This is a genomic window from Streptomyces sp. CA-278952 (assembly GCF_028747205.1).
Lineage (GTDB): Bacteria > Actinomycetota > Actinomycetes > Streptomycetales > Streptomycetaceae > Streptomyces.
Genome location: NZ_CP112880.1, coordinates 4155535 through 4171506 on the forward strand (window position 1 = coordinate 4155535; position 15972 = coordinate 4171506).

The window sequence follows — 15972 nt, forward strand, 5'->3', positions numbered from 1 at the left end:
GTCGTTCGGTTCGCGTACGCGGGAGGGGATGGGCTACGTGCCGACCGAGCCCGCCGCCCGGCGGGCGGTGTCCACCAGACCCTGGAGCGCCGCGAGGTGCCGGGCCAGCGCCTGCCGCCCGGCGGGGGTGAGGGACAGCCAGGTCCGGGGCCGCTTGCCGACGTGCCCCTTGCGTACGTGGAGGTAGCCCGCGGCCTCCAGCGCGGAGGCGTTCTTGCTGAGGACCGAGTCGGAGACCCGGCACCCTTCGCGTACGGCAGCGAACTCGGCCTCGTCGCAGGCGGAGAGGAAGGCGACGAGGGTCAGCCGGGTCGGATGGTGGATGACTCCGTCCAGAGCGGGGGCCTCGTCCTGCGCGGCCCTGTCGTCTCGCGGGGGGCTCTCGCCCAGGGCAGCTCTGTCGCTCACGCGAGCCTCCGCAGGGCCCGCCGGACGGAGGCGTTACGGGCGAGGCAAGCGCCCCAGACGCCGATCCCCCATACGCCGAACACGCCGATCCGGGTGGCAGATTGGCCTGCGCCGGCCGCCCAGCAGACGAGCCCCGCGATCGCTCCGGCCGCGAAGACGGCGGGCAGCACGACCCGGCTCCGCCGCAGGCGCGAGGACCAGGACCGCGCCACCAGAACCACGGCCCCCCGTCGGGCGGCCCGCGCGAGCGCGACGACGACGCCGAGCCCGAGCACCGAAACGAGCAGCGCGATCACCGTCGCGACTCCGCCCCGGCCGTCGCTCCAGGCCCGCACTACGCTCGGCCCCACCAGGCAGACCGCGGCGGCCGGCCCGTACCAGGCAGGCGTCAGCCCCGCCCGGAGCCCGGCCCGCTCCTGCGCCAGCCGCACGTCGCTCAGCGCACCGGCCGCGTACTCGGCCGAGGCGACGGGGCGCTCGCCCGCGTCCTCCTGCGACGGCGACGGCGACGGCGACGAGGGCGTGGGCATGGACATGCGGGGACCTTCCGGGAGCACGGGTGACCTGCAGATGTTCATGATGACATCTACTTTCCCCCAGGGAAAGTACTTTCTTCAGTGACGCGGCGCCTCCCATCGGGGCCGCCCGGCCGCAGCAGCCGCTCAGGTCCGCGCGGAGAGCACGGGCGCGAGCAGCTCCAGGGCGTCCTTCCAGGGGAAGGGAGCCGCCTCACCGGACTTGGGCGTGTGCGGGGTGTGGGGGCTGACGAGGACGCCCATGCCGCGCAGCCTCCGCAGGCTCTCGGCGTACGCGGGATGCGCGGCGAGGGAAGAGTTCACGGCCGGGAGTACGACGGTGGGGACGCCGAGGCCGTACGCCTCGCAGAGGATGCCGAGGGCCAGGGTGTCCGAGATCCCGGCCGCCCACTTGTTGACGGTGTTGAACGTGGCGGGCGCGACGGCGATGGCGTCCGGGTCGGGCAGCGGGCGTGGTTCTCCGGGGGAGCGCCAGGCGGAGCGGACCGGGTATCCGGTCCGCGCCTCGACGGCCGCCGCGTCGAGGAAGCCGAGCCCCTGCGGGGTGGCGACGACGCCGACGTCCCAGCCGGCGTCCTGCGCCGCGACGAAGAGCCGGTCGACGTCACGGGCGACGCCGGCCGCGCAGACGATGACGTACAAGAACGGCTTCCGGGCCGGCCGGTCGGGCTGATCGCTCATGGGCTCCCCTGTTGATCGCTGAGGCGGTGCGGCTCAGCAGCGTACGGGGGGTGCGGACGGCGATAGTGAGGGAGAGGCCTGCGGACGCGACCGCCGTACCGATGAGTTGAGGCGGCGATCCCGGTCTCACAACGGAGTACCCCCAGAGCACGGAACACAGGAGGACGGACGGCATGACTCAGCTTCTGCGAGTTCAGAACTTCACGGTGTCGAGCGACGGCATCGCCGCCGGTGAGGACCAGACGCTGGAGCGGCCGTTCGGCCACGTCGACCCGGGCCGGCTCTTCTCCTGGGCGGGCGCCACGGCGAGCTGGCCGAACCGCACCGATCCCGGCGGGAGTCGTGGCCTGGACGACTACTTCACGCGGGACTTCGCGCAGAACATCGGGGCGGAGATCATGGGCCGCAACAAGTTCGGCCCGCAGCGGGGCCCGTGGGAGAACCACGATTGGCAGGGCTGGTGGGGCGACGAACCTCCGTTCCACACACCGGTGTTCGTGATGACCCACCACACGCGCCCTTCGGTCACGCTCTCCGACACCACGTTCCACTTCGTCGACGCCGACCCGGCGGCGGTGCTGGACCGGGCGCGGGAGGCGGCGGGCGGCAAGGACGTCCGGCTCGGCGGCGGCGTCACCACGATCCGCGAGTTCCTCGACGCCGACCTGATCGACACCCTGCACGTCGCGGTCGCCCCGGTGAAACTGGGCACCGGCCTGCACCTGTGGGACTCACCGGACGACCTGCGCGACCGCTACCACCTGGACGTCGTCCCGAGCCCGAGCGGCATGACGCATCACCTGTTCTGGCGGAAGTGACGGCGAGGGTCGGCCGAATCCACGAAGTGCGGGGCGGAGCCGTCGGGGATCGTGGAGAGTCGTTTGCGTAGTCGTCCGGGTGCGCAGAGGTACGGAGCGTACCCGGGCACAGCGTGCTGCCCACCCGCAGCCACCCCGAAAAGGACTTCTGCCATGTCGCTCTTCGAACCTCGACACGCTCCCGCCGGCGATGTGGGCGCGGCGCTCATGCTGATCGACTCCCGGCTCAGGACCGTCCACGCGGGCAAGAGCGGGACCGACCCCGAACAGGAGCAGCTGATCCAGCAACTGCTCTCGTCACTCGGCCCGGAGGGCATCGACGACGTGCGGGACGGAACATGCACGCTCATCTACCTGTACATGAAGTGGCTCCGGGAGGCCCACGAGGCGCACGAGAAGGACGTCGTCGAATACGTGGTGCCGACTCTCGTCACCTCCCTGAAGATGCTGCCGAGGAGCGTCCCGCCCGAGGCCGTGCCCACGATGGCGGGCCTGGCCATTGCGGCTGCCACCGGCCTGAGCCCCACCCTCTGGCGCAAGCAGTACGGCGACTGGACGGAAGCGGAACTGACCCCGCTGGAGGCGACGGCGTTCCTGCTCGCCGAACACATCAACCGCATGACGGGCGACCAGAACTTCGCGACCTGCATGATCACGGAGGCGCTGACGCAGGTGGAGTCGGGGGCGGAGTAGGGGGGCGAGGAATGGCGCTGCGGGGCCTTGGAGGAAACCAGTCCGGGCCTCGCAGCCCCGGCCGTTCAGGCGGACCGGGGGGGCGTCGTCGAAAAAGAAGCCGTGTTCGCGGTAGCCGGGCGGGCAGGCCGGGGCGGCGAAGGGGTTCAGTACGCCGTCCACGTCCAGGAGGAGCAGCGGACGCGGAGGATGCGCCCCGGGTGTGTGGTCGTCGTCGCGCATGCGCCCACGGAATCAGCAAGTCACCTGGTCGGGTGGGGTGTTCCACCTTTTTGGTCCTCGCGCCTTCGCGGCTGCGGTACCGTAATCGCGTCATCACGCTCTGTGTGTTCCCGCGCATGGGGCGGCCCCCGGTGGTGTTCACAGCACCGATCCGAGGGCCTTCACCCAACTAGTGGAAGAACAGGTCCCACCGGGATGCTTTGGCATGCTATCGCGCCGTCTCGGCGCTACACGAAGGCTTCGCACGACGTCGTGCGTCATCCGCGTCTGTGCAGTGACGCGAAGGTTCTGATTCTTTACGTTCAGGGGTTGCCGGACGGCGGCACGGATCTGGCGTTGTCCGAGCATGCCCGGAAGCTGGGCATCAAGGGGCGGGCGTACCAGCGGGCCAAGAAGGAGCTGGTCATGTGCGGATTCGTGCATGAGCGGAAGGTCCGCGGAGAGCGGGGACATTGGGCGACACAACAGGTGTTCGCCAACGTGCCGTTGGCCGAGGCCGAGGTCCTGGGGCTGTGGTGCGACGCGGGTATCGATGCCGGTGACGCCTCGCCTCCGAGTGCGCGGTTTCCGACCGTCGGTCAGCCGAGGGGTCGGGCCGTCGGTCATCAACTACCGGTAGACGAAGAACGGGAGAAGAACTCTTCCCACCCACCCACCGAAGCCCCGGACGCGAACGCGGCACAGGTGGTGGAACCGCTGCTGACCGCCGAAGAAGTCGAAGCCGAACGGGTGTTGTTGTCGCTGCGGCATACGAGCCACGGGCTCCGCCTCGGTGTCGCCGAGGCTCGTTCGCTCCTCGCGCAGACGGTGGAGTGGCTGCGGCGAGGGGTCTCCGGGGGTGAGTTGCGCCGTGTGCTGAGCAGCGATCTGCCGCAGGACGGGGTCCGGTGCGCCGTGGGGTTCCTGCGGCACAGGCTGGAGCAGAAGCTGCCCGAAGCCGTCGTCTCCGTACCCGACGCCGAACCGGTGCGTGCGCCCTCGGACCCGCCGCCCCCGTCCCCGCCTGCCGTCCCCCAGTACGTCGCACCCCTCGTCACCTGCGCCGGACCCGGGACCGAGCATGTCTTCCGGGCCATGGCCGAGGAGACCGAGTGCCCGGACTGCCAGCAGGCCGCCGCCTGGGCCCGCTGGGCCGAGCGCCGGGCCGCGGACCTCGGCGTCGACCTCGCCGACGACGCGGCGGCCGCCGTGGAGGCCGGGCGCGATCCGGACGGGTGGCGGGGGCGGCTCGCAGCGGCTGCGGCTGCTGCGGGGGTGCCCGGGGGAGCTGGTGCTGCCGACGGGGCAAGAACTGTGTGCGAGCAGGCACGTAGTGGTCTGCGTTCGGAGCCAGTCAGGGGTGCGTAGCCGAGGGCCTGGCCTGACCCCATGCGTTCAAGAAGGCCCAGGGGCACAGCGGAGCAGCCCCGGGGCAAGGGCACGGTCAGCGGCCCGGCGAGCGGGGAACCTCCCAGTCGCAGATGTCCGCGATGAATTCCTGGTAGGAACGATTCGACCCCGTGGGCTTCCGTGCAGCGTAGACCGTGCGGCTGACACCCTCGATCGTGCCAAGCGTCGGTGCCCGTTGCCCTACCCCCGCCCCACCACCACCCCCGCCCGGTCGATGCAGATCACGTCGACCGCGACCGGCGCGCCCCGTAGCACCGCCAGGGCCTCGTCGCGGGCTCGGGCGGCGACCAGGTCGCCGAGGGGGACGCCCGCCGCTTCGCAGAGGCGCAGGGCCTCCAGGCCCGTGTTGGCGGTGGTGATCCGGGAAGCCAGCTCCTCGTTCGCCCCGCCCGTCCGGGCCAGCTCGGCCAGGAAGGGCTTGTCGACCTGGGAGCGGGCCGAGTGGAGGTCCAGGTGGCCCGCCGCCAGTTTGGAGAGCTTGGCGAAGCCGCCGCAGATCGTGAGGCGGGCGACGGGATGCCGGCGTACGTATTTCAGGACCGCGCCCGCGAAGTCGCCCATGTCCAGCAGCGCGATGTCCGGCAGGCCGTACTCCGACACCACCGTCCTCTCCGACGTCGAGCCCGTGCAGCCCGCCACATGGGCCAGGCCCGCCGCCCTCGCCACGTCCACGCCCCGGCGGATCGAGTCGATCCACGCCGAGCAGGAGTACGGGACCACCACCCCCGTCGTGCCCAGGATCGACAGGCCGCCCAGGATGCCGAGCCGGCCGTTCCACGTCGAGCGGGCGATCTCCTCGCCGTGGTCGACCGAGACCGTGATCTCCACGTCCCCCGTCCCGCCGTGCTCCGCCGCCACCCGCTCCACATGCTCGCGCATCAGCCGGCGCGGGACCGGGTTCACCGCGGGCTCACCGACGTCCAGCGGCAGGCCGGGGAGGGTGACCGTGCCCACGCCCGGGCCCGCCCGGAACACCACACCGGAACCGGGCGGCAGTCTCCGTACGGTCGACCGGACCAGCGCCCCGTGCGTCACGTCCGGGTCGTCGCCCGCGTCCTTCACCACTCCGGCCGTCGCCACCGCCTCACCCGGCCCGGCCGTCAGCTCCTCCACCGCCAGCGCGAACGCCGGTGTCTGGCCCTTCGGCAGGGTGATGGTCACCGGGTCCGGGAAGTCGCCGGTCAGCAGCGCCGTGTACGCGGCCGTCGTCGCCGCCGTCGCACAGGCCCCGGTCGTCCAGCCGGGGCGCAGGCCGGTGTGTTTGAGTTGGGCACTGCGACCGCCCCGCGCCTCAGCGTTCATGAGAGAGTCCGTTTCGATGCTGCGTGTTCTGCCTGTTCTGCCTGTGCATGTGCTTCTTCTGGGGGGTACGACCGAGGCGCGCCGGCTGGCCGAGCACCTGGTCGCCCATGACCCGGAGGTCCGGGTCACCACCTCGCTCGCCGGGCGGGTCTCCGCTCCCCGGCTTCCGCCCGGTGACGTGCGTGTCGGCGGGTTCGGGGGGCCCGAGGGGCTCGCCGCCTGGGTGCGTGAGCACGGTGTGGACCTCCTCGTCGATGCCACCCACCCCTTCGCCGCGACCATGAGCCGGAACGCGGCCGAGGCCGCCGCACAAACCCATGTTCCTCTCCTCGCCCTCCGCAGGCCCGGCTGGGTCGCCCAGGACGGTGACCGCTGGCACATCGCCGGATCGCTCGCCGAGGCCGCCGAGCTGCTGCCCGCACTCGGCGAGCGGGTCTTCCTCACCACCGGGCGGATGGGGCTCGCCGCCTTCGCGGGAACGGGACTCGACGCGTTGTGGTTCCTCGTGCGGTCCGTCGACGCGCCGGAGCCGCCCTGTCCGGCCCGGATGGAGGTGCTGCTCGACCGGGGGCCGTTCGATCTCCCCGGGGAGCTCGATCTCATCCGCCGCCATCGGATCGATGTGCTCGTCACCAAGGACAGCGGCGGGGACGCCACCGCCCCCAAGCTCACCGCCGCCCGTGAAGCCGGGATTCCCGTCGTCGTCGTCCGGCGGCCACCGGTACCGGAAGGGGTGCCGGTGGCCCGTACGCCCGACGAGGCCGCCGAGTGGGTGCGCCGGCTCTACGCCTCCGGGTAGCGGCGCGGCGTCCACACGATGGACCGGTCCGCGCCGGAGCCGCCCCTCCGCACCCACCGGGTCTGCGACGAGCCCACGATCAGCAGCGTCCGCATGTCCACCTCCGCCGGGTCGACATCGGCCAGCCGCACCGTGCGTACGCTCTCCGCCGGGCCGCCCACATCGCGCGCCAGCACCACCGGGGTGTCCGGCGAGCGGTGCTCCAGGAGCAGGTCGCGGGCCTTGCCGACCTGCCACGTACGGGACTTGGAGCCCGGGTTGTACAGGGCCAGCACCAGGTCCGCCGAGGCCGCCGCGCGCAGGCGCTCCGCGATGACCTCCCACGGCTTGAGCCGGTCCGAGAGGGAGATCGTGGCGTAGTCGTGGCCCAGCGGCGCACCCGCGCGGGCCGCCGCAGCGTTGGCCGCGGTCACGCCGGGGAGAACCCGTACGGGGATGTCCGCGTACGCGTCCTGCGAGGCCACCTCCAGCACCGCCGTCGCCATCGCGAAGACCCCGGGGTCGCCGCCCGAGACCACCGCGACACGGTGGCCGCGCCGGGCCAGGTCCAGCGCGAACTCGGCGCGCTCCGACTCCACCTTGTTGTCCGAGCCGTGCCGCGCCTGACCCGGACGGACCGGCACCCGGTCCAGGTAGGTCGTGTAGCCGACCACGGCGTCGGCCGCCGCGAGTGCTCCCCGGGTCTCCGGCGTCAGCCACAGCGGGCCCGCCGGTCCTGTGCCCACGACCACGACCTCGCCCGAGTCGCCCTGCCCGGACGGGCGCGGCGCGTCGACGCGGCTCGGCAGCACCGCCACCGAGAAGTACGGGACCGACGCCGGGTCGATGTCCGCCAGGTCGCCCGTGCGCTCCCCGGCCATCGTCGCCCGCTCCACGTACCGCGCCTCCGCCAGCCTCCCCGACGCCTCGAACGCCCCGCGCACCGCCGGGAACGTACGCCCCAGCTTCATCACCACGGCCGTGTCCGTGGCGGCGAGACGGGCCGTCAGCTCCTCCTCCGGGAGGGTGCCGGGGAGGATCGTGAGGATCTCCTCGCCCTCGACCAGGGGGGTGCCGAGGCGGGCCGCCGCCGCGCTGACGGACGTCACGCCCGGGATGACCTCGGTGGTGTAGCGGTCGGCCAGGCGCTTGTGCATGTGCATGTACGAGCCGTAGAACATCGGGTCGCCCTCGGCGAGCACCGCGACGGTCAGGCCCGCGTCCAGGTGCGCCGCGAGACGGGCCGCGGCCTTCTCGTAGAACTCCTCCAACGCGCCCCGGTAGCCGCCCGGGTGGTCCGTGGTCTCCGTCGTGACGGGGTAGACCAGGGCCTCCTCGATGTGGTCGGGCCGCAGGTGCGCCGCCGCGATGGACCGGGCGATCGAGCGGCCGTGCCGGGCGCTGTGGTACGCGACGACGTCGGCCTCGCCGATCGCCCGGACGGCCCGCAGCGTCATCAGGTTCGGGTCGCCGGGGCCGAGCCCGACACCGTAGAGCCTGCCGGTACTGGTGTCCTTCACCGGAGAAGTCACTACTCTTCCTCGCTCGCGATGGCGTTGAGCGCCGCGGCCGCTATCGCGCTGCCGCCGCGCCGGCCGCGCACGATCAGGTGCTCCAGGCCCGACGCGTGCTCGGCCAGGGCCTCCTTGGACTCGGCCGCGCCGATGAAGCCGACCGGGACGCCGATGACCGCGGCCGGGCGCGGGGCGCCCTCCTCGATCATCTCCAGCAGGCGGAACAGGGCGGTCGGGGCGTTGCCTACCGCGACGACCGCCCCCTCCATCCGGTCCCGCCACAGCTCCAGGGCCGCCGCGCTGCGCGTGGTCCCCATCTTCGCGGCCAGCTCCGGCACGGACGGGTCGGACAGCGTGCACACCACGTCGTTGTCGGCGGGCAGCCGCTTGCGGGTGACCCCGCTGGCCACCATCGCCACGTCGCAGAGGATCGGAGCGCCGGACCGCAGGGCCGCGCGGGCGTCGGCCACGGCGTTCGGTGAGAAGGCGAGGTCAGCCACGAGGTCGACCATGCCGCAGGCGTGGATCATGCGGACGGCGACCTGGCTCACGTCGGCGGGCAGCCCGGCCAGATCCGCCTCCGCGCGGATGGTGGCGAAGGACTGGCGGTAGATCGCCGGTCCGTCCTTCTCGTACTGGTGCACAGTGCTGTCGCTTTCTTCTGCCGGTCGGGGAGGGAGGGGAAGCTGGGGGAGCGTGCTCAGGCGCGGGCCGCGGCCACCGCCGCGGCGAGTTCCGCCGGGTCGTCGCGGACCGCTGCCCGGGGGTCACGGTGTTCGCCCCGTACGTGCGCGATCCGGTGTCCGTCGGGCGTGACGACCACGTCGATCCACTCGCCGTGGGGGTGGCCGCAGCGGCGTTCGCACCCGGACCAGTACACAGGGAGCCGGCCGACCGGTCCGACAGCGGCCCCCGCTTCGGCCCGTACGTCGGACAGCGACTTCGCACAGCCGGGGTGGCCGATGCAGGCGCCGACGCCGGTCCACGGGGAGTCCGGGCCGGTGATCAGTCCGGCTGCCGCCAGCGTGTCCAGGGCCTCCGCCGCGTGCCCGGAGCGCCCGGAGGGCCCGGACTCCCCGAAGGAGCCGGGGATGATGATCCCGCGCCACGGGGTGAGCCGCAGCTCGTGCCCGTACCGCTCGTTCCCGTACCGCCGGGCCGTCTCGGTGAGCAGCCGCCACTGGGCGGGGGCGAGCCGGCCCAGCGGCACGCCGACGCTGATCGCGGTCACGGTCGCGCGTGCTGTCACGGTCGCGGTCGCGAGTGCTGTCGCGGTCTCGGTCGTGCTGTGGGTTCGTGCGGTGACCGGGCCCGGGGCCGGGGCCTTCGCCGTACGCGGACGGGGACGGTGGACAGGGGGGCCCGCCGCCGCCCCGATCGTGCGGACCAGTGCGGCGCGTACCTCGTCGGGCAGGTCCTTCACGCGCCACGCGCCGGAGTCCCGGGCGGCGCGGAGGAATGCCTCGGCGGCCAGGAGCGCGGCGCGCGGGCCGTCCGCCGCCGGCAGCCGGAACACCTCGTCGGCGGCCCCGACCCGCAGGAGGCAGGCACCGCCCTCCGCGATCAGCGTCACGTCAGCGCCCAGCGCGTCCACGTCACCGCCGCCCGCGTCGAGGGCGAAGAGGAAGCGGCCGGAGAGCGCGGCGGTGGCGGCCGACCCGCACACCAGGCCGTCCAGCTCGGACAACCAGCCGCTGACCGAGGGCGATCCGTCGAGTCCGGCGAGCGGCGAGGCCACGATGTTGCGGGCCCGCTCGTGCGCGGCGGACGGCAGCAGCCCGGCGGCGCCGAGCAGTTCGGCCGGCCCGCCGCCGCACTCCGCGTCGAGGCCGCGCAGCTGGACGTTGCCCCGCGAGGTGAGATGCAGCTCACCGTCCCCGAACCGGCCGGCCACCGCGAGCAGCGCGTCCGCCCGGTCCGCGCTCAACACCCCGCCGGGGACGCGTACCCGGGCCAGGCCACCGTCGTCGGCCCGGTGCAGCCGCAGCGTCCCCGGGCAGGCGTCGCCGCCGTCGCGGGGGGATGTGCCGCCCACGGAAAGGGGCGAGGGGGCGGAATCGGGCATGGCGGCGAGCATACCGACCGGGCCGGTCCCGTCGGCAGGCTCGCTCCTGTGACCTGCGGGACAGCGGGTGAGGCCGGTCCGGGACAGCGGGTGGGGCCGATCTGTGGGGCAGCGGGTGGGGCCGATCCGTGGGGCAGCGGGTGAGGCCGGTCCGGGACAGCGGGTGAGGCCGATCGTGGGAACGGCGTGGGGTCGGCTTGCGGGGACGGGTGAGTCCGGCCTTGTGGGAACGGCGTGGGGCTGGCCTGCGGGAACGGCGCGGGGCCGGCCTGCGGACATGGCGTGGGGCCGTCCTGCGGGAACGGGTGGGGCCGGCCTGCGGGTCAGACCTGCGGGTCAGACCCGCGGGACAGACGCGCGGGACAGACGCGCGGGCCCGCCGGGACGGGCACGGCAGGCTCGACCCGCTGCTCAGCGGGGTGCGGAGAGCCGCCGCGCCCGTGCCCAGTGATCATCACCGCACCCCCGCCCCCTGCCCCCGCCCCGCCCCCGCCGCTTAGGATGCAGGCGGTGGTCCGTTCAGGCCGCCATCGCCAGACGGCGACAGGGGAGGAAGCCCGGTGAGATTCCGGCGCGGTCCCGCCACTGTGAGCACGGCCGCCACCACCGGCCGGGCGAGTCAGGAACTCCCTTCCCCGAGCGCCCGGTTCCCGAGCCGGACGTGGGGAGACCCTCCGACACCGCCCGGGGCGTGGACACCCCGAGGAAGGCCTGACGCAGCATGATCCTGCTCCTGTCGACGTCCGACACCGACCTCCTGAGCGCCCGCGCTTGTGAGGGACCCGTCAGCTACCGGTATGCCAACCCCTCCCGCGTCTCCCTCGACGGACTGCCGGACCTCCTGGACGGCGTCGACCTCGTCGTCGTACGCCTCCTCGGCGGCGTCCGGGCCTGGCAGGAAGGGCTCGACGCGGTGCTGGCCACCGGCCGCCCCGTCGTCGTGCTGACCGGGGAGCAGGCCCCCGACGCCCAGTTGATGGCCGCCTCCACCGTGCCGATCGGCATCGCCGCCGAGGCGCACGCCTACCTCGCGCACGGCGGGCCCGCCAACCTGGAGCAGCTGGCCCGGTTCCTCTCCGACACCGTGCTGCTGACCGGCCACGGCTTCGAGCCGCCCGCCCCGGCCCCCGCGTGGGGGCCGCTGGAGCGGGAGGCCCGTGAGGTGGCCGAGGGCGCGCCGACGGTCGCCGTCCTCTACTACCGCGCTCACCACATGAGCGGGAACACCGCGTTCATCGACGCGCTGTGCACCGCCGTCGAGGACGCCGGGGCCCGGCCGCTCCCGCTGTACGTCGCCTCCCTCCGTACGCCGGAGACCGAGCTGATCGACGCGCTCCGCGCCGCCGACGCCATCGTGACCACCGTCCTCGCGGCGGGCGGCACCAAGCCCGCCGAGGCGTCGGCCGGCGGCGACGACGAGTCGTGGGACGCGGGCGCGCTCACCGGGCTCGACGTGCCGATCCTCCAGGCGCTCTGCCTCACCAGCCCGCGCAGCGCCTGGGAGGAGAACGACGAGGGCGTCTCCCCGCTGGACGCGGCCACCCAGATCGCGGTGCCGGAGTTCGACGGCCGGCTGATCACCGTCCCCTTCTCCTTCAAGGAGATCGACGAGGACGGGCTCCCGGCGTACGTCGCCGACGCCGAGCGCGCGGCCCGGGTCGCCGGGATCGCCGTACGGCACGCGAAGCTGCGGCACATCCCGAACGCGGAGAAGCGCATCGCGCTCGTACTCTCCGCCTACCCGACCAAGCACTCCCGGATCGGTAACGCGGTCGGGCTCGACACGCCCGCCAGCGCCGTCGCGCTGCTGCGGCGGCTGCGCGCCGAGGGGTACGACTTCGGCCCGGAGGCCGACATCCCGGGGCTGGTCTCCGGCGAGGGCGACGAGCTGATCTACGCGCTGATCGAGGCGGGCGGCCACGACCAGGAGTGGCTGACCGACGAGCAGTTGGCCAAGAACCCGGTCCGTATCCCGGCCGCCGACTACCGCCGCTGGTTCGCCACCCTCCCCGAGGAGCTGCGCCTCGCCGTGGAGCGGCACTGGGGCCCGGCTCCCGGCGAGATGTTCGTCGACCGGTCGGCCAACCCGGAGGGCGACATCGTCCTCGCGGCCCTGCGGCGCGGCAACCTCCTCATCCTCATCCAGCCGCCGCGCGGCTTCGGCGAGAACCCGATCGCGATCTACCACGACCCCGATCTGCCGCCCTCGCACCACTACCTGGCCGCCTACCGCTGGATCGCCGCCTCCGCCGACGACAACGGCTTCGGCGCCGACGCCATGATTCACCTCGGCAAGCACGGCAATCTGGAGTGGCTGCCCGGCAAGAACGCCGGTCTCTCGGCCGCCTGCGGCCCGGACGCCGCCCTCGGCGACCTGCCGCTGATCTACCCGTTCCTGGTCAACGACCCGGGCGAGGGCACGCAGGCCAAGCGCCGCGTCCACGCCACGCTGATCGACCACCTGGTGCCGCCGATGGCCCGCGCCGACAGCTACGGCGACATCGCCCGCCTGGAGCAACTCCTCGACGAGCACGCCCAGATCGCCGCGATGGACCCGGCGAAGCTGCCCGCGATCCGCGCGCAGATCTGGACGCTGATCCAGGCCGCGAAGCTCGACCACGACCTCGGCCTGGAGGACCGGCCGGAGGACGAGGGCTTCGACGACTTCATCATGCATCTCGACGGCTGGCTCTGCGAGATCAAGGACGTCCAGATCCGCGACGGGCTCCACGTGCTGGGCAACCCCCCCGCCGGGAACGACCGGGTCAACCTGGTGCTCGCCGTGCTCCGCGCCCGCCAGATCTGGGGCGGGACGGCCTCGCTGCCGGGGCTGCGCGAGGCTCTCGGCCTCGACGAGTCGGCCGCCACCCGCACCGCGGCCGACACCATCGAGGAGCAGGCCCGCGCGCTGGTCCAGGCGATGGACGACGCCGACTGGGACCCGGCCGCCGTGGCGTCCGTCGCCGCCGGGCTGCCGGACGCGGTCGCCGACATCCTCACCTTCGCGGCCACCGAGGTCGTCCCGCGCATGGCGGCCACGACCGACGAACTCACCCACGCCGTCCACGCGTTGAACGGCGGCTTCGTCCCGGCCGGCCCGTCCGGCTCGCCCCTGCGCGGCCTGGTCAACGTCCTGCCCACCGGCCGCAACTTCTACTCGGTCGACCCGAAGGCCGTCCCCTCCAAGCTCGCCTGGGAGACCGGCCAGGCCCTGGCGGACTCCTTGCTGACCCGCTACCGCACCGACAACGGCGACTGGCCCACCTCGGTCGGCCTCTCCCTCTGGGGCACCAGCGCGATGCGCACGGCGGGCGACGACATCGCCGAGGCGTTCGCGCTGCTCGGCATCCGCCCCGTCTGGGACGACGCCTCGCGCCGCGTGACCGGCCTGGAGCCCATTGCGTACGAGGAGCTGGGCCGCCCCCGGATCGACGTGACGCTGCGCATCTCGGGCTTCTTCCGCGACGCGTTCCCGCACACGGTCGGCCTGCTCGACGACGCCGTACGGCTGGCCGCCTCGCTGGACGAGCCCGCCGAGCAGAACTACGTACGGGCACACACCCAGGCCGACCTGGCCGAGCACGGCGACGAACGCCGGGCCACCACCCGGATCTTCGGCTCCCGCCCCGGCACCTACGGCGCGGGCCTCCTCCAGCTCATCGACTCCCGCGACTGGCGCACCGACGCCGACCTCGCCGAGGTCTACACGGTCTGGGGCGGCTACGCCTACGGCCGCGAGCTGGACGGCCGCCCGGCCCGCGAGGAGATGGAGAGCGCCTACCAGCGCATCGAGGTCGCCGCGAAGAACACCGACACCCGCGAGCACGACATCGCGGACTCCGACGACTACTTCCAGTACCACGGCGGCATGGTGGCCACCGTGCGTGCGCTCAAGGGCAAGGCCCCGGAGGCCTACATCGGGGACTCCACCCGCCCCGAGACCGTCCGCACGCGGACCCTCGTCGAGGAGACGTCCCGCGTCTTCCGCGCCCGGGTCGTCAACCCGAAGTGGATCGAGGCGATGCGCCGCCACGGCTACAAGGGCGCGTTCGAGCTGGCGGCCACCGTCGACTACCTCTTCGGATACGACGCCACCACCGGCGTCGTCGCCGACTGGATGTACGACAAGCTCACCGAGACGTACGTCCTGGACCCGGAGAACCGGCAGTTCCTCCAGGAAGCCAACCCCTGGGCCCTGCACGGCATCGCGGAACGCCTCCTGGAGGCCGAGTCGCGCGGCATGTGGGCCAAGCCCGACCCGGCGGTGCTGGACGCGCTGCGCCAGGTGTACCTGGAGACGGAAGGGAACCTGGAGGGCGAGGACTGACTCCGGCGTATTTCTTCCGCCGCCCCCTGCCCCGGATCGCCCCCGACCGGCACAATCACGGTCATGGGGAAAACGGGGCAGGGGGCGGCGGCGCAGGACGCCGCTGAGGGCAACGCGCAGGCTGTACAAGGCCGTTCGACGCCGGCCGCAATTCTCGTCGGGCTGCGCCTGACGGTCACCTCGGGCGTGACCGGGGCGGCGATCGCGGCCGTCGTGGTCGGCGTGATCCTGGAGCGTGCCCCGGTCTTCCTCTCCGGCGGCGGAGTGCTGGTCGTCCTCATCCTGATCGGCTTCGTCGCCGGGCGGCGGCCCCCGGGGCCCGTCGTGCCGCCGGCCACCCGGACCGCCCTCGCCCGGATCGAGGACCTGCGGGCGACGAGCGGCGAAATGGCCGACGTACCGGTGGACTTCAGGCTGACCGTGGCGCCGGAGCCGGAGGACGGCCGGCCGGCGTACCGCGTGAACACCACCCAGCACATCAACCTGGTCGACCTCCCTGCCTACCGGCCGCGCTCCATCGCCGTCGTGGAGTACCGGCCGGACGAGCCCTGGGAGGTGCGGATCGTCACCCGCCCGACCCCGGAGTGGAGCCGCCGGGCCGATGAGGCGGAGATCGACTCGGCGCCCGAGTCCACGCTGGTGGAGAATCCGGGGCTGAGCGAGGGCTCCTGGTGCATGCTGGTGCTCTTCACCTGCCTGGCGGGTGCGGCGTTGGTGGTGCTCCTCTTCCGGGGCGAGCTGTTCACGTCCGACGGTGACACGGGGCCCTCGTCGAAGCAGCCCTCCGTCACGTCGTCCGCCTCCTCCTCCCGGACGTTCACCTCCTCCACCACCGTCTCCGGGCCCTCCTCCTCGCTGCTGGTCCTCGGGCGGATGCGGGAGACGGCCACGGAGCTGGAGGCCCGCGTGGGCACCTCGGAGGTCACCGCGATCACCATCGAGGAGCGCCACATGAAGATCCGTGGCGACGCAGCCCGCCCGGCCGCCGAGACGATGCACGTCCAGATGCTCCCGTACGAGCTGTTCCCCGCGCTGGTCCACGAGGCCCGCACGACCCTGGGCGTACGCGAGCCGAAGAGCTGGCGCATCGACGTGACACCCGGCGCCGGTCCGGGCGAGGGCCCCCGGGTCCGGGTCGCGGTGACCGGGAAGGAGGGCACCGCCCACCTGGACGCGGACGCGACGGCCCGGGTCGTGGACCGGCGGCCGGTGGGAGAGGCGGCGAAAGGCGGCTGACGC

General features: G+C 73.3%; 13 protein-coding genes and 1 riboswitch. Of the genes, 6 read left to right on the plus strand and 7 right to left on the minus strand.

The window, feature by feature from the left end:
* Positions 1-33: 33 nt before the first annotated feature.
* The 3 genes from N7925_RS18585 to N7925_RS18595 all read right to left on the minus strand — a co-directional run bounded on the left by N7925_RS18585 (position 34) and on the right by N7925_RS18595 (position 1625).
* Positions 34-408 carry a winged helix-turn-helix domain-containing protein gene (locus tag N7925_RS18585; protein WP_416222910.1) on the minus strand — a complete coding sequence of 125 codons (375 nt, stop codon included), beginning with the start codon at positions 406-408 and terminating at the stop codon, positions 34-36.
* Positions 405-944, minus strand: coding sequence for a hypothetical protein (locus N7925_RS18590; protein ID WP_274344516.1), 540 nt, complete (start codon positions 942-944; stop codon positions 405-407). Before N7925_RS18590 ends, N7925_RS18585 begins: the two co-directional genes overlap by 4 nt.
* A 126-nt stretch (positions 945-1070) precedes the next feature.
* On the minus strand, positions 1071-1625 hold the full coding sequence (locus N7925_RS18595; RefSeq protein WP_265600681.1) for a flavoprotein: 555 nt from the start codon (positions 1623-1625) through the stop codon (positions 1071-1073).
* A gap of 173 nt (positions 1626-1798) precedes the next feature.
* Between N7925_RS18595 and N7925_RS18600 the strand changes: the two genes are divergently transcribed.
* The 3 genes from N7925_RS18600 (at position 1799) to N7925_RS18610 (ending at position 4705) form a co-directional block, all read left to right on the plus strand.
* Entirely contained in the window at positions 1799-2443 is a 645-nt protein-coding gene (locus N7925_RS18600; protein ID WP_274344517.1) for a dihydrofolate reductase family protein, read from the plus strand.
* Between the two features lie 207 nt (positions 2444-2650).
* Positions 2651-3136 carry a hypothetical protein gene (locus tag N7925_RS18605; RefSeq protein WP_416222989.1) on the plus strand — a complete coding sequence of 162 codons (486 nt, stop codon included), beginning with the start codon at positions 2651-2653 and terminating at the stop codon, positions 3134-3136.
* Positions 3137-3553: 417 nt separating this feature from the next.
* A complete protein-coding gene (locus N7925_RS18610) occupies positions 3554-4705 on the plus strand; it encodes a hypothetical protein (RefSeq protein ID WP_274344518.1) in 1152 nt (383 codons plus the stop codon).
* 222 nt (positions 4706-4927) lie between these two features.
* On the opposite strand, the gene N7925_RS18615 is transcribed toward N7925_RS18610, so the two are convergent.
* The gene (locus tag N7925_RS18615) at positions 4928-6049 is read right to left on the minus strand and encodes a cobalt-precorrin-5B (C(1))-methyltransferase (protein WP_274344519.1); all 1122 of its coding nucleotides are present in this window, start codon (positions 6047-6049) and stop codon (positions 4928-4930) included.
* 16 nt (positions 6050-6065) lie between these two features.
* Between N7925_RS18615 and N7925_RS18620 the strand changes: the two genes are divergently transcribed.
* Complete coding sequence (locus N7925_RS18620) at positions 6066-6848, plus strand: cobalt-precorrin-6A reductase (protein WP_274344520.1); 783 nt, start codon at positions 6066-6068, stop codon at positions 6846-6848.
* Here the strand turns inward: N7925_RS18620 and N7925_RS18625 are convergent.
* From N7925_RS18625 to N7925_RS18635, 3 genes are read right to left on the minus strand one after another with little or no spacing between them, the layout of a single operon-like run.
* Positions 6833-8347 (minus strand): precorrin-2 C(20)-methyltransferase, encoded by a 1515-nt coding sequence (locus N7925_RS18625; RefSeq protein ID WP_274346498.1) that lies wholly within the window; start codon positions 8345-8347, stop codon positions 6833-6835. The genes N7925_RS18620 and N7925_RS18625 overlap by 16 nt on opposite strands.
* Positions 8348-8358: 11 nt before the next feature.
* Positions 8359-8985 carry a precorrin-8X methylmutase gene (locus N7925_RS18630; RefSeq protein WP_265600687.1) on the minus strand — a complete coding sequence of 209 codons (627 nt, stop codon included), beginning with the start codon at positions 8983-8985 and terminating at the stop codon, positions 8359-8361.
* A gap of 56 nt (positions 8986-9041) precedes the next feature.
* On the minus strand, positions 9042-10418 hold the full coding sequence (locus N7925_RS18635; protein ID WP_274344521.1) for a cobalamin biosynthesis protein CobG: 1377 nt from the start codon (positions 10416-10418) through the stop codon (positions 9042-9044).
* A 537-nt stretch (positions 10419-10955) separates the two neighbouring features.
* Positions 10956-11035: riboswitch (cobalamin riboswitch) on the plus strand.
* Positions 11036-11127: 92 nt separating this feature from the next.
* Here N7925_RS18635 and cobN point away from each other — a divergent pair.
* Together cobN and N7925_RS18645 are read left to right on the plus strand one after the other, a co-directional pair.
* Positions 11128-14733, plus strand: coding sequence for a cobaltochelatase subunit CobN (gene cobN / locus N7925_RS18640; protein ID WP_274344522.1), 3606 nt, complete (start codon positions 11128-11130; stop codon positions 14731-14733).
* A gap of 63 nt (positions 14734-14796) precedes the next feature.
* Positions 14797-15969 (plus strand): hypothetical protein, encoded by a 1173-nt coding sequence (locus tag N7925_RS18645; protein ID WP_274344523.1) that lies wholly within the window; start codon positions 14797-14799, stop codon positions 15967-15969.
* Positions 15970-15972 lie beyond the last annotated feature (3 nt).

What these genes read in the sequence shown, in the direction of transcription:
- N7925_RS18590 (WP_274344516.1), bottom strand. Translation starts at nt 944, where the DNA reads ATGTCCATGCCCACGCCCTCGTCGCCGTCGCCGTCGCCGTCGCAGGAG.
- N7925_RS18595 (WP_265600681.1), bottom strand. Translation starts at nt 1,625, where the DNA reads ATGAGCGATCAGCCCGACCGGCCGGCCCGGAAGCCGTTCTTGTACGTC.
- N7925_RS18600 (WP_274344517.1), top strand. Translation starts at nt 1,799, where the DNA reads ATGACTCAGCTTCTGCGAGTTCAGAACTTCACGGTGTCGAGCGACGGC.
- N7925_RS18605 (WP_416222989.1), top strand. Translation starts at nt 2,651, where the DNA reads ATGCTGATCGACTCCCGGCTCAGGACCGTCCACGCGGGCAAGAGCGGG.
- N7925_RS18610 (WP_274344518.1), top strand. Translation starts at nt 3,554, where the DNA reads ATGCTTTGGCATGCTATCGCGCCGTCTCGGCGCTACACGAAGGCTTCG.
- N7925_RS18615 (WP_274344519.1), bottom strand. Translation starts at nt 6,049, where the DNA reads ATGAACGCTGAGGCGCGGGGCGGTCGCAGTGCCCAACTCAAACACACC.
- N7925_RS18620 (WP_274344520.1), top strand. Translation starts at nt 6,066, where the DNA reads ATGCTGCGTGTTCTGCCTGTTCTGCCTGTGCATGTGCTTCTTCTGGGG.
- N7925_RS18635 (WP_274344521.1), bottom strand. Translation starts at nt 10,418, where the DNA reads ATGCTCGCCGCCATGCCCGATTCCGCCCCCTCGCCCCTTTCCGTGGGC.
- cobN (WP_274344522.1), top strand. Translation starts at nt 11,128, where the DNA reads ATGATCCTGCTCCTGTCGACGTCCGACACCGACCTCCTGAGCGCCCGC.
- N7925_RS18645 (WP_274344523.1), top strand. Translation starts at nt 14,797, where the DNA reads ATGGGGAAAACGGGGCAGGGGGCGGCGGCGCAGGACGCCGCTGAGGGC.